The sequence below is a fragment of the Citrobacter sp. Igbk 17 genome, from assembly GCF_028069775.1.
GTDB lineage: Bacteria > Pseudomonadota > Gammaproteobacteria > Enterobacterales > Enterobacteriaceae > Citrobacter.
This window is the reverse complement of record NZ_JANEWI010000014.1, coordinates 72,233-98,767: the sequence shown is the minus strand read 5'-3', so window position 1 is coordinate 98,767 and position 26,535 is coordinate 72,233. Positions and strand designations below refer to the sequence as shown.

23 protein-coding genes, 1 tRNA gene and 1 pseudogene are annotated in these 26,535 nt (G+C 52.7%); 14 read left to right on the top strand and 11 right to left on the bottom strand.

From position 1 onward, the window contains the following. The first annotated feature begins 79 nt into the window (after positions 1-79). Positions 80-862 (top strand): siderophore-interacting protein, encoded by a 783-nt coding sequence (locus NNO08_RS10785; RefSeq protein WP_271456695.1) that lies wholly within the window; start codon positions 80-82, stop codon positions 860-862. On the opposite strand, the gene NNO08_RS10780 is transcribed toward NNO08_RS10785, so the two are convergent. After that, complete coding sequence (locus NNO08_RS10780; protein WP_333908953.1) at positions 859-1,707, bottom strand: helix-turn-helix domain-containing protein; 849 nt, start codon at positions 1,705-1,707, stop codon at positions 859-861. The two genes, NNO08_RS10785 and NNO08_RS10780, sit on opposite strands and share 4 nt — an antisense overlap. Before the next feature lie 67 nt (positions 1,708-1,774). Here NNO08_RS10780 and cfa point away from each other — a divergent pair, with 67 nt between their 5' ends. Continuing rightward, positions 1,775-2,929 carry a cyclopropane fatty acyl phospholipid synthase gene (cfa, locus tag NNO08_RS10775; RefSeq protein ID WP_137382521.1) on the top strand — a complete coding sequence of 385 codons (1,155 nt, stop codon included), beginning with the start codon at positions 1,775-1,777 and terminating at the stop codon, positions 2,927-2,929. A gap of 487 nt (positions 2,930-3,416) precedes the next feature. Here the strand turns inward: cfa and NNO08_RS10770 are convergent, their stop codons facing one another. After that, complete coding sequence (locus NNO08_RS10770; protein WP_271455449.1) at positions 3,417-5,075, bottom strand: glycerone kinase; 1,659 nt, start codon at positions 5,073-5,075, stop codon at positions 3,417-3,419. Between the two features lie 562 nt (positions 5,076-5,637). Between NNO08_RS10770 and NNO08_RS10765 the strand changes: the two genes are divergently transcribed. After that, positions 5,638-6,735, top strand: a complete 1,098-nt coding sequence (locus NNO08_RS10765) for a glycerol dehydrogenase (protein WP_005131422.1) — start codon at positions 5,638-5,640, stop codon at positions 6,733-6,735. Between the two features lie 92 nt (positions 6,736-6,827). Then, positions 6,828-8,753: a dihydroxyacetone kinase operon transcriptional regulator DhaR gene (gene dhaR, locus NNO08_RS10760; protein WP_271442453.1), complete on the top strand. Its 1,926-nt coding sequence runs from the start codon at positions 6,828-6,830 to the stop codon at positions 8,751-8,753. On the opposite strand, the gene NNO08_RS10755 is transcribed toward dhaR, so the two are convergent. The 4 genes from NNO08_RS10755 to NNO08_RS10740 are packed head-to-tail and all read right to left on the bottom strand — an operon-like array spanning position 8,731 to position 11,245. Continuing rightward, complete coding sequence (locus NNO08_RS10755) at positions 8,731-9,261, bottom strand: cob(I)yrinic acid a,c-diamide adenosyltransferase (RefSeq protein ID WP_271456693.1); 531 nt, start codon at positions 9,259-9,261, stop codon at positions 8,731-8,733. The genes dhaR and NNO08_RS10755 overlap by 23 nt on opposite strands. Next, positions 9,262-9,615, bottom strand: a complete 354-nt coding sequence (locus NNO08_RS10750; protein ID WP_271442455.1) for a glycerol dehydratase reactivase beta/small subunit family protein — start codon at positions 9,613-9,615, stop codon at positions 9,262-9,264. A gap of 15 nt (positions 9,616-9,630) precedes the next feature. Then, positions 9,631-10,794 (bottom strand): 1,3-propanediol dehydrogenase, encoded by a 1,164-nt coding sequence (gene dhaT / locus NNO08_RS10745; RefSeq protein ID WP_271455452.1) that lies wholly within the window; start codon positions 10,792-10,794, stop codon positions 9,631-9,633. A gap of 22 nt (positions 10,795-10,816) precedes the next feature. Beyond that, complete coding sequence (locus NNO08_RS10740; RefSeq protein WP_271456692.1) at positions 10,817-11,245, bottom strand: GlcG/HbpS family heme-binding protein; 429 nt, start codon at positions 11,243-11,245, stop codon at positions 10,817-10,819. 393 nt (positions 11,246-11,638) lie between these two features. Here NNO08_RS10740 and NNO08_RS10735 point away from each other — a divergent pair, with 393 nt between their 5' ends. The 9 genes from NNO08_RS10735 (at position 11,639) to NNO08_RS10695 (ending at position 21,051) form a co-directional block, all read left to right on the top strand. Continuing rightward, a complete protein-coding gene (locus tag NNO08_RS10735; RefSeq protein ID WP_271442458.1) occupies positions 11,639-13,306 on the top strand; it encodes a propanediol/glycerol family dehydratase large subunit in 1,668 nt (555 codons plus the stop codon). 11 nt (positions 13,307-13,317) lie between these two features. Then, positions 13,318-13,902 (top strand): propanediol/glycerol family dehydratase medium subunit, encoded by a 585-nt coding sequence (locus tag NNO08_RS10730; RefSeq protein ID WP_271449668.1) that lies wholly within the window; start codon positions 13,318-13,320, stop codon positions 13,900-13,902. A gap of 2 nt (positions 13,903-13,904) precedes the next feature. Continuing rightward, positions 13,905-14,333: a diol dehydratase small subunit gene (locus NNO08_RS10725; protein WP_202037706.1), complete on the top strand. Its 429-nt coding sequence runs from the start codon at positions 13,905-13,907 to the stop codon at positions 14,331-14,333. Positions 14,334-14,343: 10 nt separating this feature from the next. Beyond that, positions 14,344-16,158, top strand: coding sequence for a diol dehydratase reactivase subunit alpha (locus tag NNO08_RS10720; protein WP_271456691.1), 1,815 nt, complete (start codon positions 14,344-14,346; stop codon positions 16,156-16,158). 110 nt (positions 16,159-16,268) lie between these two features. Next, the gene (locus NNO08_RS10715) at positions 16,269-16,592 is read left to right on the top strand and encodes a DUF1889 family protein (protein ID WP_071887391.1); all 324 of its coding nucleotides are present in this window, start codon (positions 16,269-16,271) and stop codon (positions 16,590-16,592) included. A 435-nt stretch (positions 16,593-17,027) separates the two neighbouring features. Further along, positions 17,028-18,449 carry a 3-isopropylmalate dehydratase large subunit gene (gene leuC / locus NNO08_RS10710; RefSeq protein ID WP_271456690.1) on the top strand — a complete coding sequence of 474 codons (1,422 nt, stop codon included), beginning with the start codon at positions 17,028-17,030 and terminating at the stop codon, positions 18,447-18,449. Position 18,450: 1 nt separating this feature from the next. Next, positions 18,451-19,077, top strand: a complete 627-nt coding sequence (gene leuD, locus NNO08_RS10705; protein WP_271456689.1) for a 3-isopropylmalate dehydratase small subunit — start codon at positions 18,451-18,453, stop codon at positions 19,075-19,077. A gap of 60 nt (positions 19,078-19,137) precedes the next feature. Continuing rightward, positions 19,138-20,052 carry an alpha/beta fold hydrolase gene (locus NNO08_RS10700; RefSeq protein ID WP_271456688.1) on the top strand — a complete coding sequence of 305 codons (915 nt, stop codon included), beginning with the start codon at positions 19,138-19,140 and terminating at the stop codon, positions 20,050-20,052. A gap of 33 nt (positions 20,053-20,085) precedes the next feature. Next, a complete protein-coding gene (locus tag NNO08_RS10695) occupies positions 20,086-21,051 on the top strand; it encodes a LysR family transcriptional regulator (protein WP_271456687.1) in 966 nt (321 codons plus the stop codon). Here the strand turns inward: NNO08_RS10695 and NNO08_RS10690 are convergent. Both NNO08_RS10690 and NNO08_RS10685 read right to left on the bottom strand, forming a co-directional pair. Next, a pseudogene (locus NNO08_RS10690) lies at positions 20,996-21,269 on the bottom strand (cytoplasmic protein). The gene NNO08_RS10695 and the pseudogene NNO08_RS10690 sit on opposite strands and share 56 nt — an antisense overlap. Positions 21,270-21,432: 163 nt before the next feature. Beyond that, positions 21,433-21,508 (bottom strand) — tRNA-Ile (locus NNO08_RS10685). Between the two features lie 124 nt (positions 21,509-21,632). Between NNO08_RS10685 and mug the strand changes: the two genes are divergently transcribed. Then, positions 21,633-22,139: a G/U mismatch-specific DNA glycosylase gene (gene mug, locus NNO08_RS10680; protein ID WP_271456686.1), complete on the top strand. Its 507-nt coding sequence runs from the start codon at positions 21,633-21,635 to the stop codon at positions 22,137-22,139. 177 nt (positions 22,140-22,316) lie between these two features. Here the strand turns inward: mug and rpoD are convergent, their stop codons facing one another. The 3 genes from rpoD to rpsU form a co-directional block, all read right to left on the bottom strand. Further along, a complete protein-coding gene (gene rpoD / locus NNO08_RS10675) occupies positions 22,317-24,164 on the bottom strand; it encodes an RNA polymerase sigma factor RpoD (protein ID WP_003024699.1) in 1,848 nt (615 codons plus the stop codon). Positions 24,165-24,328: 164 nt separating this feature from the next. Next, entirely contained in the window at positions 24,329-26,074 is a 1,746-nt protein-coding gene (dnaG, locus tag NNO08_RS10670; RefSeq protein WP_271456685.1) for a DNA primase, read from the bottom strand. A 237-nt stretch (positions 26,075-26,311) separates the two neighbouring features. Then, positions 26,312-26,527: a 30S ribosomal protein S21 gene (gene rpsU / locus NNO08_RS10665; RefSeq protein WP_001144069.1), complete on the bottom strand. Its 216-nt coding sequence runs from the start codon at positions 26,525-26,527 to the stop codon at positions 26,312-26,314. Between the last annotated feature and the right edge of the window lie 8 nt (positions 26,528-26,535).

Below are 26,535 nucleotides of genomic sequence, written 5' to 3'. Positions count from 1 at the left end.
TTGCAATATTCTCAATTAGCAATCATTATCATTTGGAATTTATTTAGATATATCTAATCTCTGTCACGAAGGCGAAAAAATGACAAATAACACTTCACGCTATCCACAGCGCGTTCGCAATGAGCTGCGCTTCCGTGAACTGACTGTCCTGCGGGTTGAACGTATCAGCGCGGGTTTTCAGCGCATTGTACTGGGCGGTGACGCACTGGATGGTTTTAGCTCACAGGGTTTTGACGACCATACCAAGGTCTTTTTCCCGGAACCGGGAAGTCACTTTGTGCCACCCGTCGTGACGGATGAGGGGATTGTCTGGCCAGAGGGTGTACGCCCGGTATCCCGTGATTACACGCCGTTGTATGACCCGGCACGCCATGAACTGGCGCTGGATTTTTATATCCACGATGGCGGCGTGGCGAGTACGTGGGCGATGAATGCGCGTGAAGGTGACAAATTGACGATTGGCGGACCGCGTGGCTCGCTGGTGATACCAGAAGACTATGCGTACCAGGTTTACTTGTGTGATGAATCTGGAATGCCAGCGCTACGTCGCCGGCTGGAGGCGATCGGTCGTTTAGCGGTACGTCCAAATGTGACGGCGCTGGTCAGCGTACGCGATGCAGCGTATCAGGATTATTTCGCTCATCTCGACGGTTTTACAATTCAGTGGTTTGTCGGCCATGACGAACAGGCAGTGAATGAGCAGCTTTCACAGTTGACCGTGCCTGCACAGGATTATTTCATCTGGATAACTGGCGAAGGAAAAGTGGTGAAAAACCTGAGCGCCCGCTTTGCTACTGAGGCTTTCGATCAGCAGTTGGTACGCGCCGCGGCTTACTGGCATCAACGTCGGAACGTTAATTAATAATGTGACGGTGAAACGCCAAACGCCTGGCGGAATGCATAACTAAACGCTGCGGTGCTTGAATATCCTACATCGAGCGCCACGGCGGTTACGCTTTTATTTTTCTTCAGCATGAGTACTGACTCCAGAATTCGCATTTTTTGCTTCCAGACGCTGAAGGGTAATCCGGTTTCTTTTTTGAAATGACGCGAAAAGGTGCGGGCAGACATACCCAAATGTTGTGCCCAATACTCTACTGAATGTTCCAGCGCCGGAGACGCTTGTATTGTTCGGCATACATTGGTTAATTCGCGATCCTGCGGCCAGGGTAATACAAAGGCGACCTCTGGTAATTGCAGAATAATGTCCACCAGCACACTGACCAGTTTGCCTTCTTTTGACTGGCTATCATAATGGCCTGAAATTGAATTCGTGGCGTAATGAATAAACTCTCTGGCGAAATCACTGATCGCCACGACTTTACACTCATGGATACTTTCTTCGAGAAAGCCCGGTTTAATATCCAGATTCTCTAAATGCACATCATCCAGCGCCCAAACGGCATGCTCAGTATTATTGGGGATCCAGATGCCGTAATGCGCGGGGATTATCCAGCACTTGCCGGCGACATCAATGCGCATACTGCCTTTGCGGGCAAAATGAAACTGCATAAAAGCATGTGAGTGCTGCGGAACATGGTGGTTGGCTTCAAGGACATAAGAGCGAAAGTAAACGTCCTGCGGCAACTCGGTCATGGAGTCGTCGGGGAAGGAGTTCCACTGTTTTGGGGGGAAAGTATCCATACTCAAAGAAGTGATTCTCCCGGTTAGGTGGCCGCTGCTCGATAGATCTTGTCCGCAAATCATAATACATACATTCTTTTTTCCATAATAATCTTGCGTAAGAATTAATAGCCCACCTTTGGTAAATACCATGAACACGCTTTGTTCAGACGCTGTCATCGTCAATGAAACAAATGATAACTGGACCCGAATGGGAAAAGAGCTGCTCCAGCAAGCAGATATTCAGATTAATGGTTCCCGCCCCTGGGATATTCAACTTCATCATGCCGGTTTCTTTAAACGGGTGCTGCAACAAGGCTCCTTAGGGCTTGGCGAAAGCTATATGGAAGGCTGGTGGGACTGCGAACGCCTCGATGTTCTGTTCTGTAAAATCCTGAAAGCAAAACTCGACCAGCAAATGCCGGGAAATCTGAAGGATATATTGCGTATTGCCAGCGCCCGCCTGTTTAATTTGCAGTCTCGCAGTCGTGCGTGGATTGTCGGTAAAGAACACTACGATATTGGCAACGATCTCTTTGCGCTCATGTTGGATCCCCACATGCAATATTCCTGTGGCTACTGGAAAGAGGCTACCACTTTAGAAGATGCGCAAAACGCCAAATTAAAAATGATTTGCGAGAAGCTGCAACTGAAACCGGGCATGCGTTTACTGGACATTGGTTGCGGTTGGGGCGGACTGGCCGAATATGCGGCGCGCCATTATGGCGTGGCGGTAGAAGGCGTCACTATCTCGAAAGAGCAGCAAAAAATGGCGCAGCAGCGCTGTGAAGGCCTGGATGTGACCATCCTGCTTCAGGATTATCGTGACCTCGACAAGCACTACGATCGTATTGTCTCCGTGGGGATGTTCGAGCATGTGGGGCCAAAAAATTACGATACCTATTTCAGTATTGCTGACCGCTGTTTGAAGTCGGACGGATTGTTCCTGCTGCATACCATTGGCAGCAATAAAAAAGGGATGAGCGTTGATCCGTGGATCAATAAATATATTTTCCCGAATGGCTGCTTACCGGCGATTTCGCATATTGCTGAAGCGAGCGAGTCGCGATTCGTGATGGAAGACTGGCATAACTTTGGCAGTGACTATGATAAAACGCTGATGGCCTGGCATGCACGGTTTAATCAGGCGTGGCCAGAGCTGTCATCGCGTTATTCCGCGACCTTCAGAAGGATGTTCAATTATTACCTGTGCGCTTGTGCCGGTGCGTTCCGCGCCAGAGATATTGAGCTGTGGCAAGTATTGTTTAGTCGGGGCGTAGAAGGCGGTATTCGCGTCTATCGCTAATATGCAGCCGGATGGCGGCGTAAACGCCTTATCAGGCCTACAAAGGTTTGCACTCGTAGGCCTGATAAGCGCAGTGCATCAGGCAGTTCTTTGCCGGATGGCGGCGCAAACGCCTTATCCGGCCTACAAAGGTTTGCACTCGTAGGCCTGATAAGCGCAGCGCATCAGGCATTTCTTCGCCGGATGGCGGCGTAAACGCCTTATCCGGCCTACAAAGGTTTGCATTCGTAGGCCTGATAAGCGCAGCGCATCAGGCATTTCTTCGCCGGATGGCGGCCTACAAAGGTTTGCACTCGTAGGCCTGATAAGCGAAGCGCATCAGGCATTTCTTTGCCGGATGGCGGCGTGAACGCCTTATCCGGCCTACAAAGGTTTGCACTCGTAGGCCTGATAAACGCAGTGCATCAGGCATTTCTTTGCCGAATGGCGGCGTACAAAGGCTTGCACTCGTAGGCCTGATAAGCGAAGCGCATCAGGCACTTATGGCTTATCCCAACTCACTCTCTGCCAGTGCTTTAAATACCATTGCGACGGCGTGTGCACCGGGGTCCATATTGCCCAGCAGGCTTTCACCGCTGAGATACGATGCGCGACCCGCGTTGGCTTTGCTCGACAGACAGGTACGCTCTGCGCCTGCCTGTGCGGCGTCAAAAGCGGCTTGCAGGTTTTGCGGTTGTGCCAGCAGAGATGTCAGCGCGGGTTGCAGCGCATCAATCATCGTACGGTCACCCTCGTCTGCACCGCCGTAGAACTTCATCTGCGCCAGCCCTGTGTTCAGGGCTTCGGCAACATCAGCCCCTTGCTCCAGCTTCTGCCCGGCGGCGGTAAAGAAGATGGACATCAGTACGCCGCTGGACCCGCCCATCACCACGGTCAGGCGTTCGCCGATCAGGGCGAACAGCGTGGCGAGGTTATTCAGTGGAAGCTGCTCACGATGCAGCAGGTCAGCGATTTCACGTGCACCAGCGGCAAAAGTTGAACCTGTATCACCATCACCTACTTTGGCATCCAGCGCGTTGAGGTGTGCTTCCAGATCGGAAAGCGTTCCGGTGACCTGCTCAATAATCCCGGCGACCAGCGTGTTGGCTGAAGGCTGGAATTCGACACGCGCGCTGCGCTGCGATGATGGCACACAGTTGATTTCGCGTGGTGGGACAGGCGTCGGCCAACTGCTGGTTTCTACTTCGGTTAACAGCGCTTTTTCGATGCTCTCTTCCAGTACGATGGCGGTCAGCGAGAAACCTTTCATATCCAGGGCGGTGACCAGCGAGGCCGGGCCAATCAGCCAGTCGATACGCGGATGCAGTGGGCTGTTTGCCAGTTCCCGAGTGATGATAGCCATTTCAGCAACGGACACGCCGCCCAGATTATTAATCATCACCGCCAGACGGCCAGTTTCAGGCAGTGCCGCCATCAGTTTATCGACCATCAGAGTCACCACCTGCGCACTGTTTTGGGTAGCAATAACCGAGGCGCCAGGCTCGCCGTGAATGCCCATGCCCAGTTCGGCATGGCCCGCATGATGGCGTGGTGCGGCGTCGGTTTCCTGCGGCAAATGGCAACTGGAAATGGCGACGCCCAGGCTGAAGGTGTTACTTGCTGCATACTGCGCTTCACGCAGGACGGTAGCGAGGTTGTAGCCGCGTTCAGCGAAATAGCCTGCCACTTTATGAACCAGGATAGTGCCCGCAATCCCGCGAGGATGCTTGTTATCTGGCAGGGAGATATCGTCGCCGACAATCAGCATTTCGACGTTATAGCCAAGGCGGCGTGCTTTTTCGGCGGCGAGGCCGAAGTTAAGACGATCACCGGTGTAATTTTTAACGATCAACAGACAGCCTGCATCGCCAGTTACCGCCTGGATTGCGGTCAGCACTGCATCTACGCTCGGGGACGCAAACACGTCGCCACAGACTGCCGCGGTCAACATCCCTTTGCCGATAAAGCCAACGTGGGCGGGTTCGTGTCCTGAGCCACCACCGGAGATCACTGCCACGTTATCTTTGTTGAGATCGCGACGAACCACGATGCGAATAGCCGGATCGCTTTCCAGACGCGCCAGATTGTTCCACGGACTGGTGATAATCGTACCGTCGATGACGTCGTTAACGAGTTGGGTACGCTGATTAAAAAAGAATTGAGACATAACGGCTCCTCGAGGTTGAGTGTAAGACAAACCCCCGAATGCATTGTCATGGTGCGGAGGCGATGGGGAGATTCTGGCGGAGTCAGCGTGGAAAAAAACAGCGGCAAAATGAGTTTCATTACGGAACGTAATTGTTATTTTTTGTTCCGTAATGGAACGTATTTGTGAGAGGAATGATCACAATGCGAGCCCGCTCGACTTTTTTATCGCCTTTTCAATGTTGGCCACACGGCACAGTAAACGTTTTTTTACTGCTTTTAACGGTGTCAGAGAGAGGCAAAGGGAATTCGATTTTCGCGTTCTGCAAGGATTTGCCGGCAAATGAACGGATCGGGATCGCAAACCTTAGTATTTTTATGGTTAATCGTTTCAATATGGAACGCATGTCATTTTTATCTGTTTCATATCAGAACAAAAAGACGAATGATTTTTTTGTTCCCGCCTCGCCATACAGTTATTGCATCGCTCCGGTACCTCCCGTTTTTGCCGTTCGCAACAGGCTAAACAGGTTAACGCCAGGGCTCACCATGTAAAAACATGTACTTATTTGAGGATGAAAGGAATGCTAAAAGTTATTCAATCTCCAGCCAAATATCTCCAGGGTCCTGACGCTTCTACCTTATTTGGTCAATACGCTAAAAATCTGGCAGACAGCTTTTTCGTGATTGCAGATGACTTCGTCATGAAACTGGCGGGAGACAAAGTACTCAATGGCCTGCACAGCCACGGTATTAGCTGCCACGCGGAACGCTTCAATGGCGAATGCAGCCATGTTGAAATTAATCGCCTGATTGCCATTCTGAAGCAGCACGGTTGCCGTGGTGTGGTTGGGATTGGCGGTGGGAAAACGCTGGATACCGCCAAAGCGATTGGCTACTACCAGAAACTGCCGGTGGTGGTGATTCCAACTATCGCCTCAACGGATGCGCCAACCAGTGCGCTGTCTGTTATCTACACCGAAGCCGGTGAGTTCGAAGAATATCTGATCTACCCGAAAAACCCGGATATGGTTGTCATGGATACAGCAATTATCGCCAAAGCGCCGGTACGTCTGCTGGTGGCCGGGATGGGCGATGCGCTCTCGACCTGGTTTGAAGCAAAAGCGTGTTTTGATGCCAGAGCGACCAGCATGGCGGGGGGGCAGTCCACGGCGGCGGCCCTGAGCCTGGCACGCTTGTGCTATGATACGCTGCTGGCAGAAGGTGAAAAGGCTCGCCTGGCTGCACAGGCTGGCGTGGTGACCGATGCTTTGGAGCGTATCGTGGAAGCGAACACCTATCTCAGCGGCATTGGCTTTGAAAGCAGTGGCCTCGCGGGGGCACACGCCATCCATAACGGCTTCACCATTCTGGAAGAGTGTCACCATTTGTACCACGGTGAAAAAGTGGCGTTTGGTACGCTGGCGCAACTGGTGCTGCAGAACAGCCCGATGGAAGAGATCGAAACGGTGCTGAATTTCTGCCAGAAAGTGGATCTGCCGGTAACGCTGGCGCAAATGGGCGTGAAAGACGGCATCGACGCTAAGATTATGGCTGTTGCGAAAGCCACCTGCGCGGAAGGTGAAACCATTCACAATATGCCGTTCCCGGTGACGCCTGAAAGCGTCCATGCCGCTATTCTGACGGCAGACCTGCTGGGACAGCAGTGGCTGGCGCGTTAATCAGACGTCGGTAAGCCTTTTATTCAGTATCTTCTCCCCCTCTGACAGTCTCTGCCGGAGGGGTTGTCTATGGTAAAACAGCGGAAATGGATATGACGGCGCACACTCATGGCATCGGGAAGGAAGTTTCTTCGGTCATTGCTCAGTCATGGCATCGTTGCAGCAAGTTTATGCAGCGGGAAACCTGGCAGGCACCGCATCAGGCGCAGGGACTGACTTTTGCGTCGATTTGCCGCCGCAAGACTGCACTGCTGACGATTGGACAGGCCGCACTGGAAGATGCCTGGGAGTTTATGGATGGACGTCCCTGTGCGCTGCTGATTCTGGATGAATCGGCTTGTATTCTCAGCCGGTGCGGCGATCCGCAGACGGTGGAACAACTGGCGGAACTTGGCTTTCGTGACGGTAGCTACTGTGCGGAGAGCATTATCGGCAGTTGTGCGCTATCGCTGGCGACGATGCCAGGGCAGCCAACAAAAACCTCAGGCGATCAGCATTTTAAGCAGGCGCTGCATCCGTGGTCGTTCTGCTCTACCCCGGTCTTTGATAACCATGGGCGGCTGTTTGGCTCCATTTCCCTGTGCTGCCTGGTGGAGCATGAGTCCGTTTCCGATCTCTCCCTGACGCTGGCGATTGCCAGAGAAGTCGGCAACTCTTTGCTGACCGACAGCCTGTTGGCCGAATCTAACCGCCATCTTAATCAGATGTATGGGCTGTTAGAGAGCATGGATGATGGCGTAATGGCATGGAACGAGCAGGGCGTTCTGCAGTTTCTTAATGCCCGTGCCGCTTTGCTTTTACATCTGGATGCACAGGCCAGCCAGGGTAAAAACATTAATGACCTGGTTAATCTGCCCACCTTGCTGCGCCGGGCGATCAAACATGCTCGCGGCCTGAATCACGTCGAAGTGACTTTCGAAAGCCAGCACCAGTTTGTTGATGCTGTTATTACTCTGAAACCTATCGTTGAAGAACAGGGCAACAGCTTTATTCTGCTGCTTCATCCCGTTGAACAAATGCGTCAGTTGATGACCAGCCAGCTCGGGAAAGTCAGCCACACCTTTGAACAGATGTCGACGGATGACCCGGAAACCCGTCGACTGATCCATTTTGGTCGCCAGGCGGCGAGAGGGAGTTTCCCTATTCTGTTGTGCGGTGAAGAGGGGGTGGGTAAAGAGCTATTGAGTCAGGCTATTCACAATGAAAGTGAACGTGCCAGCGGGCCTTATATCGCCGTTAACTGCCAACTGTATGCCAACAGCGTGCTGGGGCAGGATTTTATGGGCAGTGCGCCAACCGATGATGAAAACGGTCGGCTGAGCCGCCTTGAGCTGGCGAACGGCGGTACGCTGTTTCTGGAAAAAATTGAGTATCTGGCACCCGAGTTGCAATCCGCGTTGTTGCAGGTTATCAAGCAGGGCGTATTGACTCGCCTTGATGCCCGCCGCCTGATCCCAGTTGATGTGAAAGTGATTGCCACTACTACGGTTGATCTCGCCAACCTGGTGGAGCAAAACCGCTTTAGCCGCCAACTGTATTACGCGTTACACTCCTTTGAAATTGTTATTCCACCGCTGCGGGCACGGCGTAACAGCATTCCGGCGCTGATTCATACACGCTTAAATAGCCTGAAAAAACGCTTTTCATCCAGTCTGAAGCTGGACGATGACGCGCTGGCACAACTGGTTGCCTATTCGTGGCCGGGCAATGATTTTGAGCTCAACAGCATTATCGAAAATATCGCTATCAGTAGCGACAATGGCCATATTCGCCTGAGTAATCTGCCGGATTATCTGTTTGCGGAACGCCCAGGCCTGGAGACTGCATCATCGCTGCTGCCAGCCAGCCTGACGTTTACCGCCATCGAAAAAGAAGCAATTATCCATGCCGCCCGCGTCACCAGCGGACGTGTGCAGGAAATGTCGCAACTGCTGAATATTGGCCGCACCACCTTGTGGCGCAAGATGAAACAGTACGACATCGATGCCAGCCAGTTTAAGCGCAAACATCTGGAGTAGTTTCTTCGATCCTCGCCATCGAGAAGAGGGCGTCGGACAGACGATTGATGTAACGCTTAAGCTCATCACGCAGCGTCAACGTTCTGTCCATGGCGATGAGGAGTCGCTCCAGCCGACGCGCCAGCGTGCGCGCAATATGCAACTGTGCCGATGCGAGGTTTTTCCCCGGAACAACAAACGCTTTTAGCGGACCGCTTTGCGTCATATTGCGATCAATAAGCTGCTCCAACGCCTGAATATCCTCGGGGCTAATCGTCTGTGTTAAGCGAGCAAGTCCCTTCTCATCACTGGCAAGTTCCGCGCCAAGCACAAACAGCGTCTTCTGGATGGTATGTAAATCCTGGCGAAGCGCTGTCAGGCGCGTGCTGGCGTAGCAGACGCCAAGCTGGGAAATCAGTTCGTCCACGGTGCCATAGGCATTCACGCGGATATCGTCTTTGTCGATACGGCTGCCGCCAAACAGCGCGGTCGTGCCCTTATCACCAGTGCGGGTATAGATACGGTACATTTATTTTATCTCGCTGAAAGGAAGCACTTTGACCAGTTGACCAGCATTGGCGCCAAGCGTGCGGATCTGCGCCATTCCGGCGGTGATATGACCACGAACCAGCGCTCGATCCTCGGGCAACTGGGCGTGGGTTAACGCAATATCACCCGTGGCGTTGAGACCAAGACCGACACGCAGCGTTGAGCTTTTGGCCGCAAGTTTGCTCAAGGCCAGCGCACAGTCATTCTCGTCGCAACAGACAGTCCGGCATGGGACGCCTTGCTCTTCCAGCCCCCAGCACAGCTCATCAAGCGCGCGGGTATCCTGCCAGCGTGGGTGATAAAACAGATGTACGCTCGGTGATGAAAGTGACATTGCGCCCCCTTTGGATTAGAAAGCCTGACGAAAGATTTCAGCGATCTCTTTCTCGTTCCCTTTACGCGGGTTCGAGAACGCGTTGCCATCTTTCAGCGCCATTTCCGCCATGTAAGGGAAATCGGCTTCTTTGACGCCCAGCTCCTGCAAATGCTGTGGAATACCAATATCGGCGGAAAGACGGGCGATGGCGCGAATGGCCAGCTCAGCGGCATCCATGGTTGACAGCCCGTCGGTGTTCTCGCCCATGAACTCAGCGATATCAGCAAATTTCTCCGGGTTGGCGATGAGGTTATAACGGGCTACGTGTGGCAGCAGTACCGCATTTGCCACGCCGTGTGGCATGTCGTACAGACCACCGAGCTGGTGTGCCATCGCATGAACATAGCCGAGGTTGGCGTTGTTGAAAGCCATACCGGCCAGCAGAGAGGCATAGGCCATATTTTCACGGGCTTTCAGGTTGCTGCCCAGCGCGACGGCCTGGCGCAAGTTACGGGCAATCAGACGGATCGCCTGGATAGCGGCGGCATCGGTGACCGGGTTAGCATCTTTGGAAATGTAAGCTTCCACGGCGTGAGTCAGGGCGTCCATCCCGGTCGCGGCGGTAAGTGGTGCTGGTTTACCGAGCATCAGCAGCGGGTCATTAATGGAAACCGACGGCAGGTTACGCCAGCTGACAATCACAAACTTCACTTTGGTTTTGGTATTGGTCAGCACGCAGTGGCGGGTGACTTCGCTGGCGGTACCCGCGGTGGTATTGACCGCAACGATTGGCGGCAGCGGATTGGTCAGCGTTTCAATTCCGGCGTAACTGTAGAGATCGCCTTCGTGCGTGGCCGCGATACCGATACCTTTACCGCAGTCATGCGGGCTACCGCCGCCAACGGTAACGATGATATCGCACTGCTCTTTACGAAATACCTCCAGACCGTCGCGCACGTTGGTGTCTTTAGGGTTCGGCTCTACGCCGTCAAATACGACCACCTCAATCCCGGCTTCACGCAGATGTACCAGCGTTTTATCTACTGCACCGTCTTTTATCGCCCGCAGACCTTTATCGGTGACCAGCAGCGCTTTTTTACCGCCTAACAGTTTGCAACGTTCGCCGACAACGGAAATAGCATTTGGGCCAAAAAAGTTAACATTCGGCACAAGGTAATCAAACATACGATAGCTCATAATATACCTTCTTAGATTTAAATTATAATTCAGAGAAACAATTCAGTGCGGTCTCGGCCAATAATCTATCTTGTTCTACAGTGCCGCCACTAACACCTACGGCACCGATTAATTGTCCGTCGAATATAACAGGTAAACCGCCACCGAAAATAACGATTCGCTGCTGATTGGTGAGCTGTAAACCATATAGAGAAGCACCAGGTTGTACTGCATCGGTAATTTCATGTGTGCCCTGCCGCAGACAGCAGGCGGTCCAGGCTTTATTGATAGAAATATCACAACTGGTGACAAACGCCTCGTCCATACGCTGCATCAGTAGCGTGTTTCCGCCGCGGTCAACCACGGAAAAGACTACTGGAACGTTGATTTTAAGCGCTTTTTCCTCGACGGCAGTCGCCATTTTCTTTGCGGCCGCCAGCGTAATGGTGGCGATTTGTTGGCTCTTATTCACAGTATCTCCTGACAAGGTTGTAGGGCTGAGGTCGCAAAAAATATCGCGCTACAGCTATTTTTTCTCATTGGGTTTTCTGTATTTTCTCGCGGCGCGTTATTAAGTCAATAGTGTGGATTTTTCTAAAATATTAATTTTATTTCCTGTGTTTGGCATTTATTGATAATGATCATTTAAGCGCGTCACAATTCTTCGTGGATATTCCCGCGGACCGTTTCAATATGAAACGCTGACATTTAAATATGTATCAAATTGGAACGTAATTAATTTTATTTTTTTATCGGCCTGCTCATTTAAAGTTCGGCTATTGCTGATAAAGGCGATTGCTGGGGTGGTAGAGCACCAGCGATACAGCCTGGCGTCCCTATTCTTTATCTTTTGAGTCCATAAACTATGAGAAGATCAAAACGATTCGAAGTCCTTGCAAAGCGTCCTGTAAATCAGGATGGGCTTATTGGCGAATGGCCGGAAGAAGGGCTGATCGCCATGGAAAGTCCCTACGATCCGGCCTCTTCTGTGAAGGTGGAGAAGGGTCGTATTGTTGAACTGGACGGCAAGAGCCGCGCACAGTTCGACATGATTGACCGCTTTATTGCCGACTACGCGATAAACGTGGCTGAAACCGAGCGCGCCATGCAGCTCGACGCTTTGGCGATCGCCAGAATGCTGGTAGATATCCACGTCAGTCGCGAAGAGATCATTGCCATTACCACCGCTATCACCCCGGCGAAAGCAGTGGAGGTGATGGCGAAAATGAACGTGGTAGAGATGATGATGGCGCTGCAAAAAATGCGCGCCCGACGCACGCCCTCCAACCAGTGTCACGTGACCAACCTGAAAGATAATCCGGTGCAGATTGCCGCCGATGCCGCTGAAGCGGGGATTCGTGGTTTTTCAGAACAGGAAACGACGGTCGGGATTGCCCGCTATGCGCCGTTTAACGCCCTGGCGCTGTTGGTCGGTTCTCAGTGCGGTCGTCCTGGCGTGCTGACACAATGTTCCGTTGAAGAGGCTACTGAGCTGGAGCTGGGAATGCGCGGGTTAACCAGCTACGCCGAAACGGTGTCGGTCTACGGAACGGAATCGGTATTCACTGACGGCGACGATACGCCGTGGTCAAAAGCGTTTCTCGCCTCGGCCTATGCGTCCCGCGGGCTGAAGATGCGCTATACCTCCGGTACCGGTTCGGAAGCCTTGATGGGCTATTCCGAGAGTAAATCGATGTTGTACCTGGAATCCCGCTGCATTTTCATTACCAAGGGCGCGGGTGTGCAGGGGCTGCAAAACGGGGCGGTCAGTTGTATCGGGATGACGGGCGCAGTGCCGTCGGGTATTCGCGCGGTGCTGGCGGAAAACCTGATTGCGTCGATGCTCGACCTTGAAGTGGCCTCGGCCAATGACCAGACCTTCTCACACTCCGATATTCGCCGTACCGCCCGCACCCTGATGCAGATGCTGCCCGGCACCGACTTTATCTTCTCTGGCTATAGCGCCGTCCCCAACTACGACAACATGTTTGCCGGTTCTAACTTCGATGCTGAAGACTTCGATGATTACAACATACTGCAACGTGACCTGATGGTTGACGGTGGCCTGCGCCCGGTAACCGAAGAAGAAACCATCGCCATCCGTAACAAAGCGGCGCGGGCTATTCAGGCGGTATTCCGCGAACTGGGGCTGCCGACAATCAGTGATGAGGAAGTGGAGGCTGCCACCTATGCTCACGGCAGCAAAGACATGCCTGCGCGCAATGTGGTGGAAGATCTGGCGGCAGTGGAAGAGATGATGAAGCGCAACATTACCGGGCTGGATATCGTCGGGGCGCTAAGCGGTAGCGGATTCGAAGATATCGCCAGCAATATTCTCAATATGTTGAGACAGCGTGTGACCGGTGATTACCTGCAAACATCGGCCATTCTGGATCGCCAGTTCGACGTGGTCAGCGCCGTGAACGACATCAATGATTATCAGGGACCCGGCACCGGCTATCGCATCAGTGCCGAACGCTGGGCGGAAATTAAAAATATTGCGGGCGTGGTTCAGCCCAGCTCGATTGAATAAGGCGGTACACCGTGGAATGCACAACTGAACGTAAGCCCGTTTTTACCTTGCAGGTCAGTGAAGGCGAGGCGGCAAAAGCAGACGCTCGCGCTGACGAAGTGGTGATTGGCGTCGGACCGGCCTTTGGCAAGCACCAGCATAAAACCCTGATTGATATGCCGCACAACGCGATTCTGAAAGAGCTGGTGGCGGGGATTGAAGAAGAGGGACTGCATGCGCGAGTGGTGAGAATTCTGCGCACCTCGGATGTCTCTTTTATGGCGTGGGATGCGGCGAACCTCAGTGGCTCCGGCATCGGGATTGGTATTCAGTCAAAGGGAACCACGGTTATCCATCAGCGTGATTTGCTGCCCCTGAGTAACCTTGAACTCTTCTCTCAGGCCCCGCTGCTGACGCTGGAAACGTATCGTCAGATTGGAAAGAACGCTGCGCGCTATGCACGCAAAGAGTCGCCCTCGCCGGTTCCGGTGGTCAATGACCAGATGGTGCGCCCCAAATTTATGGCCAAAGCCGCGTTGTTTCACATTAAAGAAACCAAGCATGTGGTGCAGGATGCTGCGCCTGTCACGCTGCATATTGCACTAGTAAGGGAATGACCATGAACGACAACATCATGACCGCGCAGGATTATCCTTTAGCTACCCGCTGCCCGGAGAAAATCCTGACCCCCACCGGGAAACCGTTAACCGATATCACCCTTGAGAATGTGCTGGCGGGACATGTAGGGCCGCAGGATGTGCGTATTTCCCAGCAAACGCTGGAGTATCAGGCGCAGATTGCCGAACAGATGCACCGTCACGCCGTGGCGCGCAACTTCCGTCGGGCGGCGGAACTGATTGCTATCCCGGATACCCGCATTCTGGAAATCTACAACGCACTACGTCCGTTTCGCTCTTCATTCGCGGAGCTACAGGCGATCGCTGATGAGCTGGAACATACCTGGCACGCGACGGTAAACGCCGGATTTGTGCGCGAGTCGGCAGAGGTGTATCAGCAGAGAAATAAGCTGCGTAAAGGCAGCCAGTGACGGAGGGAATATGCCGTTAATTGCAGGGATTGATATCGGCAACGCCACCACGGAAGTGGCGTTGGCGCAGCATGGCCGGTTTATCGCCAGCGGGATTGTCGCGACCACGGGCATGAAAGGAACGCGGGACAATATTGCCGGGGTGGTCGCCTCCCTGCAGCAGGCGCTGGAAAAAACGCCATGGTCGCTTAAAGATGTGGCGAAAATCTGTATCAATGAGGCCGCACCGGTCATTGGTGATGTGGCGATGGAAACGATCACGGAAACCATCATTACTGAATCGACGATGATTGGTCATAACCCGCAAACCCCTGGCGGGGTCGGTGTGGGGATGGGGACTACGATCGCCGTGGAGCAACTGGCATCGCTGAACGAGCCACAGTTTGCACAGGGCTGGATCCCATTGGTGGGAGAGGAAATGGATTTCCTCGAAGCCGTTTGGCTCATCAACAAAGCGTTGGATCGCGGCGTAAACGTGGTGGCGGCGATCCTGAAAAAAGATGATGGCGTGCTGGTGAACAATCGTCTGCGGCGAACTATGCCGGTGGTTGATGAAGTCACGCTGCTGGAAAAAGTGCCGGAGGGGGTGTTGGCGGCGGTCGAAGTCGCGGCCGCGGGCCAGGTTGTTCGTGCGCTGTCTAACCCCTACGGCATCGCCACGTTCTTTGCCCTGACGCCGGAGGAAACGCAAACCATCGTCCCTATTGCCAGGGCGCTGATTGGTAACCGCTCCGCCGTGGTGCTGAAAACGCCGCAGGGTGATGTGCGCTCAAGGGTGATCCCGGCGGGTAAGATTTTTATCCGCGGAGAAAGGCGCGACGGCGAGGCTGACGTGGCGCAAGGGGCGCAGGCTATTATGCAGGCGATGAGCGCCTGTGCGCCTGTACGTGACATTCGCGGTGAAGCGGGGACACATGCAGGCGGTATGCTGGAACGCGTGCGTAAGGTGATGGCTTCGCTGTCCGGGCATGATATGAACGCGGTGCATATTCAGGATTTGCTGGCAGTTGATACGTTTATTCCTCGTAAGGTGCAGGGCGGCATCGCCGGGGAGTGTTCGATGGAAAATGCTGTCGGTATTGCGGCGATGGTGAAATCCGATCGTTTACAAATGCAGGCCATTGCCAGCGAGCTGAGCGCGCGATTAAACACCGCTGTTGAAGTGGGGGGGGTAGAGGCCAATATGGCCGTGACTGGCGCGTTAACGACGCCTGGATGTGCTGCGCCGCTGGCGATCCTCGATTTAGGCGCTGGTTCCACTGATGCAGCCATCATCAATAGCGAAGGTGCAGTAAAGGCGGTACATCTGGCCGGCGCGGGGAATATGGTCAGCCTGTTGATTCAGACGGAGCTGGGTCTGAGCGATCCGTTTCTGGCCGAGGAAATAAAAAAATACCCGCTGGCGAAAGTAGAGAGCCTGTTCAGTATTCGTCATGAGAACGGTGCGGTGGAGTTTTTCCGCGAACCACTCAGCCCGTCGGTGTTTGCCAAAGTGGTGTATCTGAAAGACGGCGAGCTGATCCCCGTGGATAACCAGACTTCGCTGGAAAAAATTCGTCTGGTGCGACGTCAAGCTAAGGAGAAGGTCTTCGTGACCAACTGCCTGCGTGCATTGCGCCAGGTGTCACCTGGCGGCTCCATCCGTGATATCACTTTTGTCGTGCTGGTGGGGGGCTCATCGCTGGATTTTGAAATTCCGCAGATGATCACCGACGCGTTGGCGCATTACGGTGTCGTCGCGGGACAGGGCAATATCCGGGGGACCGAAGGGCCGCGTAATGCGGTGGCTACTGGCCTGGTTTTAGCCGGGGAAGCAAAAAAATAGCGCAGAAAACAGTCGCCGCAAGCGTTTAGCTGAGGGGTAAATCAAATAAAGGCAACGTTCTCTTTGATATCCCGACTGAGTTGGGTACATAGTATAAATGTGTCTCTCACGTGGTTAATTTTAAGGATAAGAGCATGCCAACAGCAATTGAGAAAGCATTGGATTTTATTGGTGGTATGAACACCTCAGTGTCAGTACCCCATTCAATGGACGAAAGTACCGCTAAGGGAATCTTAAAGTATTTGCATGACTTAGGTGTGCCAGCGAGTCCGGAAGTTGTGATGGCACGGGGTGAGCAGGAGGGATGGAATCCCGAGTTCACGAAAAAAGTGGCCGGATGGGCAGAAAAAGTTGCCTCCGGTAACCGTATCCTTATCAAGAATCCAGAGTATTTTTCGACCTATATGCAGGAGCAGCTCAAAGAACTCGTGTGAGCTGACTATCGAATAAAACGCTAACGGACGTTTCCATCTTCGGGATGGCAGCGTCCAAAAGCGCTGCCCCGACTCTGATTAATCCCGATAGCCAACCTGGTGCGTTTAAAACGCGTGGCTAACTCTATATCTTAAGAATAACCACGTTTTTATTATCTGGTTCACCTCTGACGATCTCCATTTCATTAAATACGCCATTTCGTTTTGTCTTTCTGGGCACAATAAAAATATGAACATAGTCAGGCCAGCGGTGCCTGGGAAATCGTTGTGATCGCAGCGCAACCTACTCTGGGCGCGTCTGCTCACCAACACGAAGTGTGTTTTTATACTTTCCCGACTGGAATCATCGTTTTTTTATGAATGTGTCACTATAGCTAAAAGCCTCAATGACGAATATCTCATTATTCAGCCATTCGTTACCCCAGGAATATATCTATGTCTGCTAAAACGCTGTATGAAAAATTAGTTGAATCGCATACCGTTCGGGAACTTGATAACGAAGGACATGTTTTACTTTATATCGATCGTTCGATACTCAATGAATATACCAGTCCACAAGCATTTAGCGGGTTAAGGGAACAGGGACGGCCGGTGCGGCATCCGGAAGCCTTTCTGCTGAATGTTGATCATGTTAATCCCACCCGACCACAGCGCGATATGCTGATGACGGATCCCGGCGGCCAGCTGCAGGTTGATTATTTTCGGGAAAATGCCGCTGATTTTGGTATCACGTTATTTGATGTGCTGGACCCACGACAAGGGATAGAACATGTCGTTGCCCACGAGCAAGGGCTGGTCATGCCCGGAATGGTGATTGCGGCTGGCGACAGCCATACCACCACTTACGGTGCGTTCGGCGCTCTGGGATTTGGTATCGGTACGTCGGAAATCGAACACCTGCTGGCTACTCAGACGCTGGTGTATCGTAAGCTGAAAACCTTGCGTGTCAGCGTTAAGGGTGAATTACCTTTTGGTTGTTCTGCAAAAGATATCGTTCTTGCATTACTCGAACGTACTGGCGCAGATGGTGCGACAGGATATGCCATCGAATTCGACGGTGAAACAATCAGTGCCCTGAGTGTTGAGGGGCGAATGACGCTTTGCAATATGGCTGTGGAGGCAGGGGCTCGCGGTGCGATTATTGCGCCGGATGCAAAGGTTTTTGACTATATCTACGGGAAGCCGCAAATGCCCGCAGGTGAACTCTGGCAACTGGCATTGCTGGAGTGGTCGCAGTTGAAAAGTGATGCAGATGCGGTTTTTGATAAGACCGTGACGATCGACTGTCTCGATCTTGAGCCTAAAGTGACCTGGGGGATCAGCCCGGATCAAACCTGTGCGATCACCGGCTATGTTCCATCCCCGGAACATGAAACGCATCCACTTAAACGTCTCGCGCTTGAGAAAGCTCTCCAGTATATGGATCTGCTGCCCGGTACGCCGGTGAGTGACATTCGTATTTCGCACGCTTTTATTGGCTCATGCACGAATGGCCGCATTGAAGATCTGCGGGCCGTCGCGAAAGTCGTGGCAGGACGCAAAATTGCCAGCCATGTGCGCGGGATTATTGTGCCCGGTTCAACGCAGGTCCGGTGCCAGGCGGAAGACGAGGGGCTGGCGAAAATCTTCATTGACGCTGGTTTTGAATGGCGTCAGTCGGGTTGCTCAATGTGCCTTGCGATGAACGAGGACGTGCTGGCAGCAGGCGATCGCTGCGCATCGGGTACGAACCGTAATTTCCCTGGGCGGCAGGGTGCAGGGGCAAGAACGCATTTAATGAGCCCGGCGATGGTCGCGGCAGCAGCGGTAGCAGGGCATCTGGTCGATGTTCGGACATTACTTCAGGCGGGGGAATGAGATGGATACGTTTAAGCAAATTAGCGGGCGAATTGCGCCAATGCTGGAACCGAACATCGACACCGATGTGATTATGCCGAAGCAGTTCCTGAAAGGGATCGATCGTCAGGGGTTGAATAAAGGGGTGTTTTTCGATCGTCGTTTCCTGGGCAATGGTCAGCCTAATCCTGATTTTATTCTCAATATGCCGGGCTGGCAGGACGCGACGTTTTTGCTGGTCGGCCCCAACTTTGGCTGCGGATCGAGCCGCGAACATGCCGTTTGGGGATTAAAACAGTTGGGCATCCGGGCGCTGTTAGGTTCCACTTTCGCCGGGATTTTTGATGATAACTGCCAGCGCAACGGGATCCTGACAATCTCTTTGGATGACGCGTCTCTGGCTCGTCTGGCACGGTTAGCTGCGAAGGCTGACAGCAATCTGATCACGGTTTCTCTTGAACGCTGCGAGATTGTGACAGCAGATGAAACACTTCCTTTTGTCATTAGTGAACTCAAACGAGAGATGTTGGCCGCTGGCGAAGATGCGATTGCCTGGACACTGCAATATCTGCCAGAGATCGAAAATTTTGAGGCGCAGCATTATGCGCGGCGCCCATGGTTAAAGCGTCCGGTATCCGCACGTGGCTAAGAAAAGAGATGGCGATGAGACGGGGCAAAGTCGGGCAAGCAAAGAAGGCAGGAGACAGTGATGAGTACAGTTATTGAATGCGGCGCTTCTCCGTTCATTCCTGGGTTTGCATTAAAGGATGTACGGCTGCCAAATGGTTTAACCATCCGGGTCGCCATCGGAGGAAACGGTTCACCGTTGGTGCTCTTACATGGCCATCCGCAGAACCACATCACATGGCGTAAAGTCGCGCCGGAATTGGCGAAAAGCCACACGGTGATTTTGCCGGATTTGCGGGGCTATGGAGACAGCGACAAACCAGTGAGTGATCCGGCGCATCGTACTTATTCAAAGCGTATGATGGCGCAGGATATTGTCATGCTGATGGAGATTCTGGGTTATCCGCGGTTCGCTTTTGTCGGGCATGATCGTGGAGGACGGGTTGGACATCGGCTGGCCCTTGATTATCCTGACAGTGTGACGTGTTGCACGTTCATCGACATAGCCCCGACAGCTACAATGTACGCATTAACCAATAAGGCGTTTGCCACGCGCTATTTTTGGTGGTTTTTCCTGATCCAACCTTTTCCATTACCGGAAACAATGATCGCGCACGATCCGGCATTTTTTCTGCGTAAGCATATTGCAGGTCAGTTGAAAACTGCGGGGGCGACATCAGAAGATGCGTTCAATGAATACCTGCGCTGTTACCAAAATCCAGAGATGATCCATGCGGTCTGCGAAGATTATCGTGCCGCGGCATCGATTGATCTTGAAGACGATGCTGTGGATGCGTCTGCGCGTATTGAGTGTCCGCTACTGTTGCTATGGGGGGCTCAGGGTACGGTAGGGCAGTTGTATGATGTGGTGGACACCTGGAGAGAAAAAGCGATGCGCGTGCAGGGAGAAGCATTGCCTTGCGGGCATTCTCCGCAAGAGGAGATCCCAGAGATCTTCATGCAGAAACTGCAGTCATTTTTGCGATCGGTGTTATAACATTGTCATTTTCCGTCATCTCGCTGCGATGTTATGAAAACGACGCCTGTAGGTAAAAAGCATCGCCAGCCCCTTGAGGGCTGGCCTTCTGTTGAAGATCTTTTCGTTTTTGTCACCGTTGCCCGCAACGGTGGATTTGCCCGGGCTGCGCTGGAGCTGGGGCTATCCCCCTCCTATATCAGCAAACGCATCGCTATCCTTGAAAAATGCCTCAACGTCCGGCTTTTTTTCCGTAATAACAGAGTGATGCGTCTCACACCGGAAGGCGAAAATGCGCTGGATGGGGCGATGCAGGTCGTCAGTGAAATGGATGGCTTTGTCAGTCGTCTGGATAATCAACGTGGCGTGCTGGCAGGTAATATCACCCTCAACTGCTCATTTGGTTTTGGGCATAAATATGTCGCAGAGGCGCTGTCGTCATTTATGATCGCCTACCCTGATATCACGGTAAAACTCACGCTAACGGATCGTGAAGTGGATCTTGTGGAGGAGGGCGTCGATATTGAGATTCGTGTTGGGGATGACATCAATGAATTGTATATCGCACGGCAGTTGGCCACTAATCGCCGGATCCTTTGTGCTTCCCCTGAGTATCTCGAACGCCACGGTAAACCGGAGTCTGTGAGTGCACTTGTGCAACATGATTGCCTGATAATTCAGGAAAAAAACTCGGCATTTGGCAACTGGATATTAACGGATGGCGGGCAGCAGACACATTGCCGGCTAAACGGTTTTCATTCTTCCAACAGTGGCAGCGTGGTGCTCATTTGGGCACTGAAAGGTCATGGCATTACATTGCGGTCGGAATGGGATGTTGCGCAGTATCTTGAACGCGGTGAACTGGTTCACGTGTTGCCCCAGTGGTATCAGGAAGCGAATATCTGGGCTGTATATACCCGGCGTTCATCAAGCTCTGATCGTATCAAAACCTGCATCGATTTCCTCACTGAACATCTTGCGCAATGCTTGCCAGGCGGCAAAGCACCGGACGTGTTGTGAGCAGTAGGCGCCAACTGTAGTGGCGCCGATTGCTCTTACTTACGTTTACTGTTGGGTGTTCTTTTTGCCAGCACCCAGTGGCTTTTAGGACTTTGCGTTGGTGGCGCGGTTTTGTTGTCCGCGATAGTGGCAAAGTTATCTTTTACCCCACCACGTGGCCCGACCTCCACATAGATACCTCCGTTGTTACCGGAGTTCTCACCTGGTTTTAGCGTCATATTTTACCTCCTGATTTTTGGGCGACGATTATCGGAGGTTGAGGGGAAGATTAATATCGGCCAGATGGCATTAGCTGAAATGCATAAACACTGGGAGGGTAACTTATGAGAGGAATAATCGGTACTAAAAAGGACCTGCAATTTCTCGCAAGCCCTTGAAATTTGGTGGCCCCTGCTGGACTTGAACCAGCGACCAAGCGATTATGAGTCGCCTGCTCTAACCACTGAGCTAAGGGGCCGTGGCGGTGGATTATAAAGTAACTCCGCGTTGCAATCCAGACATAAGCGTACGGATGCTGTTTTTATAAACAATGTATTTTCAGTCCGTTATACTTGTTCCCTGATGTATTGTGTGGAGTGAATATGGTTAAGGACATACTGGCGCCGGGGCTGCGGGTGGTTTTCTGCGGCATCAATCCGGGGCTGTCTTCTGCGGGGACCGGCTTCCCATTCGCGCATCCGGCTAACCGCTTCTGGAAGGTTATCCATCAGGCGGGATTTACCGAACGCCAGCTAAAGCCGGAAGAGGCGCAACACCTACTGGATTTCCGCTGTGGCGTCACCAAATTCGTCGACAGGCCAACGGTGCAAGCCAATGAGGTAAAGCTACAGGAGATGCGTAGCGGTGGCCGTAAGCTCATCGAGAAGATGGAAGAGTTCCAACCCGCAGCGCTCGCAATCCTCGGGAAACAGGCATTTGAGCAGGGGTTCAGTCAACGTGGCGCGCAGTGGGGGAAACAGACACTGACGATTGGTGCGACGCAGATTTGGGTATTGCCGAACCCCAGTGGGTTAAGCCGTATTACGCTGGATAAGTTAGTGGAGGCGTATCGGGAAGTGGATGTGGCGTTAAAGGCGCGCGGCTTGTAGGGTGGATAAGTGAAGCTGCCATCCGGAAGAACCCGCGCAAATTGCCGGATGGCGGCGTAAACGCCTTATCCGGCCTACGGGTAGCCCGGCCAAGCGTAGCGCCGCCGGGAATGCTTAGATTGACAGGCGAAAAAAAAGCTCCCATGAGGGAGCTTTTTCACGTTTTAAACCTTGAGATTAATCGTCGAGGAAGCTGCGCAGTACTTCAGAACGGCTCGGGTGACGCAGTTTACGCAACGCCTTCGCTTCGATCTGACGGATACGTTCGCGGGTAACGTCGAACTGTTTACCGACTTCTTCCAGCGTGTGGTCGGTGTTCATATCGATACCGAAACGCATACGCAGAACTTTCGCTTCACGCGCTGTAAGTCCAGCCAGAACGTCGTGCGTTGCAGCACGCAGGCTCTCGGTGGTGGCAGAGTCCAGCGGCAGCTCGAGGGTGGTATCCTCGATGAAATCACCCAGATGCGAATCTTCATCGTCGCCGATCGGCGTTTCCATGGAGATAGGCTCTTTCGCGATCTTCAGCACTTTACGGATCTTGTCTTCCGGCATCAGCATACGTTCAGCCAGTTCTTCCGGCGTTGGTTCGCGACCCATCTCTTGCAGCATCTGGCGGGAGATACGGTTGAGCTTGTTGATGGTCTCAATCATATGTACCGGGATACGGATGGTACGCGCCTGATCCGCGATCGAACGGGTGATCGCCTGACGGATCCACCAGGTTGCATAGGTGGAGAACTTGTAACCACGACGGTATTCAAACTTATCAACCGCTTTCATCAGACCGATGTTGCCTTCCTGAATCAGATCCAGGAACTGCAGACCACGGTTGGTGTATTTCTTCGCGATGGAGATAACCAGACGTAAGTTTGCTTCAACCATCTCTTTTTTCGCACGGCGGGCTTTCGCTTCACCGATGGACATACGACGGTTGATGTCTTTAACCTGCTCGATGGTCAGGCCGGTTTCTTCTTCAATTTGCTGCAGTTTCTGCAGGCCGCGGTGAACATCATCTGCCACATCGTGCAGTTTTTCAGACCACGGTTTGTTCATCGCGATTGCCGCGTTGAACCAGGTTTCGCTGGTTTCGTTGCCAGTGAACAGAGTGATGAAGTTCTTCTTCGGCATTTTGCACTGCTCAACGCAGAGCTTCATGATCAGACGTTCCTGAGTACGCACGCGGTCCATCATGACGCGCATGCTGTTGACCAGGTAGTCGAACTGTTTTGGCACCAGGCGGAACTGCTTGAATACTTCAGAAAGCTTCTGAATTTCTTCCTGCGCGGCTGCATGGCTGCGGCCTTTCGCTTTGATAGTGTCGCGGGTGATTTCGTACTGAGTACGCAGTTCACCGAATTTCTCGCGCGCTAATTCAGGGTCGATGCTGTTGTCGTCGTCGCTGCTGTCGTCGTCGCCGTCTTCTTCATCTTCGTCTTCGTCATCATCCATCTCTTCCTGAGAAAGTTCAGAGCCGACGTGGGTCGCGGTTGGCGCCATGTCTTCTTCTGCGTTCGGATCGACAAAGCCGGTTATCAGATCGGAAAGGCGTGCTTCTTCAGCTTCTACGCGATCGTATTGCTCAAGCAGATAGGTGATGGCTTCCGGGTATTCGGCAACGGAGCATTGAACCTGGTTAATCCCGTCTTCGATGCGCTTAGCGATGTCAATTTCGCCTTCACGGGTTAACAGTTCAACGGTACCCATTTCACGCATGTACATGCGGACCGGGTCAGTTGTACGACCGATTTCGGACTCAACGCTGGACAGAACCTGGGCAGCCGCTTCTTCCGCGTCTTCATCGGTGCTGTTGGAGGTTTCAGCAAGCAGCAGATCATCGGCATCCGGTGCTTCTTCCATCACCTGAATACCCATGTCATTGATCATTTGGATGATGTCTTCGATTTGATCTGAATCGACGATATCTTCCGGCAGATGGTCATTGACCTCGGCATAGGTCAGATAGCCTTGCTCCTTACCACGTTGGACAAGAAGCTTCAGCTGTGACTGCGGGTTTTGCTCCATAAGACGGTATCCACACTTAATTCGTTTGATTGGTGTTGGGCGGTAAAACCGCCAACGGCAAAACGAGGGCATACTTATATTTTGCCGCTGCCTCTCCGTGCGGCTGTCGGGGGCTTCCCGATCGATATTCGGCAGTTAAGCCGTTAAATACTTTTGTCTTTCAGCTATTTCTTGGCCAGTTCCTGGTTCAGCGTCCAGAGTTCCCGGCGTTCTTCGCTGCTTAAACCGTGTGTGCGCTCACGAGCTATCAACTCTTCCTGGCGCAGTTCAAGCATCGAATCAAACATATGGTTGAGTGAGTCGGTGAAGGTTTTTTCTGCGATATCTTTATCTGCTATATCGTCCCACATCGACAGTTTTTCAAGGGTCGCAGCATCATTTGTACCGCGATAGTGCTCTAAAAGTTGTCCGGTGGTCAGACCTGGCTGAGACAGACAAGTGTTGACCAGTTCTCTGAATAAGCCAAGTCCAGGTAGCTTATTTTGATCCAGAGCGCCTAACGACGGAACCAGCGGGGCCAAATCCGGGTTTTGCACCAGTAACCCTATAAGTATACGCATGGTCGTACGTTTTAGCTGTGGAACAGGGCGGGAAGCCCCATTTTCTGCCAGTTTTGGCATTAAACGTTCAAGCTGGCTGTCATCCAGGATGCCGAGCTTGTTCCCTAACTCCTGTCGCAGATAAATGCGTAACGTTTCGCCCGGTACCTGAGTAATCAGCGGCAATGCTAGCGTGCTGAGCTGTGCGCGTCCGTCCGGGGTACTCAAATCGACCTGCGGTAACAGGCTGTTAAATAAAAACGCGGAGAGCGGCAGCGCCTGCTCCATCCGGGCTTCAAAGGCCTCTTTCCCTTCTTTACGCACCAGCGTATCGGGGTCTTCACCGTCAGGTAAAAACATAAAACGTAGCTGGCGGCCGTCTGTCATATAAGGCAGTGCGGTTTCCAGCGCGCGCCATGCTGCATCGCGCCCGGCGCGGTCGCCGTCGTAGCAGCAGATGACGTTGTTCGTTGCACGGAACAACAGCTGAATGTGATCGGCGGTGGTTGACGTCCCAAGGGATGCCACGGCGTAGTTAATGCCGTACTGTGCCAGGGCGACCACATCCATATAGCCTTCGACCACTAACAGACGCTGCGGATCGGCGTTATCCTGTTGGGCTTCATAAAGGCCATACAACTGACGGCCTTTATGGAAAATATCGGTTTCCGGGGAGTTCAGGTACTTCGGCAGGGCATCGCCCAGCACACGTCCACCAAAACCAATGACCCGACCACGTTTATCACGAATGGGGAACATCACCCGTTCGCGGAAGCGATCGTAACTGCGTCCCTGATCGTTGGTGACCAACATCCCCGCATCGACCAGCGATTTGCGATTCTCAGCATTGCCGCCAAACCGTTTCAGGACGTTGTCCCAACCAGGGGGCGCAAAACCAATGGCAAAACGGGTGATAACGTCGCTACTTAATCCTCGCTTTTCCAGGTACTGGCGCGCAGGGGTAGCGGCGGGTTGCATCAAAGACTGTTGATAAAAAGTGTTCAGGCCGTCCATCAATTGATAAAGACTTTGCCGTTGATGGCGCTCTATCTGACTGGGGCCACTGCCTGCTTCATAGGGCACTTCTAAGTTGTGCATTGCGGCCAGTTCTTCGACGGTTTCCACGAACTCGAGCTTGTCGTAGTTCATGAGAAAGTCGACGGCGTTGCCGTGTGCACCACACCCAAAGCAGTGATAAAACTGTTTTTCACCGTTTACGGTGAAAGAGGGGGTTTTTTCGTTATGGAACGGACAGCACGCGTGATAATTTTTGCCCTGCTTTTTCAGCTTTACCCGCGCGTCGATGAGATCGACGATGTCGGTTCTTGCCAGCAGGTCATTGATAAAAACGCGAGGAATTCGTCCAGCCATAAGCCCCTGTTTTTTGATGACTCATATACACAAAATCATTCAGGATGCATCAAGGCGGCAAGGAAGCGAATCCTCAGGAGCGTACAGCAGTACGTGACTGGGGTGAGCGACTGCAGCCAACACTGAGGCAGCTTGAATGATGACGTGTATAAACGAAAATAAGCCGCGCATTCCTTCCGGAAGCACGGCCTTACAACTACAACTCGGTCTGAATTGAGAGCGTTGGCTCTCAATGGATTAGTACAGACGAGTACGGCGTGCGTTTTCGCGAGCCAGTTTCTTCGCGTGACGTTTCACAGCAGAAGCTTTAGCGCGCTTACGTTCGGTAGTCGGTTTTTCATAGAACTCACGACGACGAACTTCCGCCAGAACACCTGCTTTTTCGCATGAACGCTTGAAGCGACGCAGTGCTACGTCGAACGGCTCGTTTTCACGTACTTTAATTACCGGCATGTAACTCT

Excerpts from the sequence above, each read along its gene's own strand:
- NNO08_RS10785 (WP_271456695.1), top strand. The coding sequence starts at position 80 with ATGACAAATAACACTTCACGCTATCCACAGCGCGTTCGCAATGAGCTG.
- NNO08_RS10780 (WP_333908953.1), bottom strand. The coding sequence starts at position 1,707 with ATGATTTGCGGACAAGATCTATCGAGCAGCGGCCACCTAACCGGGAGA.
- cfa (WP_137382521.1), top strand. The coding sequence starts at position 1,775 with ATGAACACGCTTTGTTCAGACGCTGTCATCGTCAATGAAACAAATGAT.
- NNO08_RS10770 (WP_271455449.1), bottom strand. The coding sequence starts at position 5,075 with ATGTCTCAATTCTTTTTTAATCAGCGTACCCAACTCGTTAACGACGTC.
- NNO08_RS10765 (WP_005131422.1), top strand. The coding sequence starts at position 5,638 with ATGCTAAAAGTTATTCAATCTCCAGCCAAATATCTCCAGGGTCCTGAC.
- dhaR (WP_271442453.1), top strand. The coding sequence starts at position 6,828 with ATGACGGCGCACACTCATGGCATCGGGAAGGAAGTTTCTTCGGTCATT.
- NNO08_RS10755 (WP_271456693.1), bottom strand. The coding sequence starts at position 9,261 with ATGTACCGTATCTATACCCGCACTGGTGATAAGGGCACGACCGCGCTG.
- NNO08_RS10750 (WP_271442455.1), bottom strand. The coding sequence starts at position 9,615 with ATGTCACTTTCATCACCGAGCGTACATCTGTTTTATCACCCACGCTGG.
- dhaT (WP_271455452.1), bottom strand. The coding sequence starts at position 10,794 with ATGAGCTATCGTATGTTTGATTACCTTGTGCCGAATGTTAACTTTTTT.
- NNO08_RS10735 (WP_271442458.1), top strand. The coding sequence starts at position 11,639 with ATGAGAAGATCAAAACGATTCGAAGTCCTTGCAAAGCGTCCTGTAAAT.
- NNO08_RS10725 (WP_202037706.1), top strand. The coding sequence starts at position 13,905 with ATGAACGACAACATCATGACCGCGCAGGATTATCCTTTAGCTACCCGC.
- NNO08_RS10720 (WP_271456691.1), top strand. The coding sequence starts at position 14,344 with ATGCCGTTAATTGCAGGGATTGATATCGGCAACGCCACCACGGAAGTG.
- leuC (WP_271456690.1), top strand. The coding sequence starts at position 17,028 with ATGTCTGCTAAAACGCTGTATGAAAAATTAGTTGAATCGCATACCGTT.
- leuD (WP_271456689.1), top strand. The coding sequence starts at position 18,451 with ATGGATACGTTTAAGCAAATTAGCGGGCGAATTGCGCCAATGCTGGAA.
- NNO08_RS10700 (WP_271456688.1), top strand. The coding sequence starts at position 19,138 with ATGAGTACAGTTATTGAATGCGGCGCTTCTCCGTTCATTCCTGGGTTT.
- NNO08_RS10695 (WP_271456687.1), top strand. The coding sequence starts at position 20,086 with ATGAAAACGACGCCTGTAGGTAAAAAGCATCGCCAGCCCCTTGAGGGC.
- mug (WP_271456686.1), top strand. The coding sequence starts at position 21,633 with ATGGTTAAGGACATACTGGCGCCGGGGCTGCGGGTGGTTTTCTGCGGC.
- rpoD (WP_003024699.1), bottom strand. The coding sequence starts at position 24,164 with ATGGAGCAAAACCCGCAGTCACAGCTGAAGCTTCTTGTCCAACGTGGT.
- dnaG (WP_271456685.1), bottom strand. The coding sequence starts at position 26,074 with ATGGCTGGACGAATTCCTCGCGTTTTTATCAATGACCTGCTGGCAAGA.
- rpsU (WP_001144069.1), bottom strand. The coding sequence starts at position 26,527 with ATGCCGGTAATTAAAGTACGTGAAAACGAGCCGTTCGACGTAGCACTG.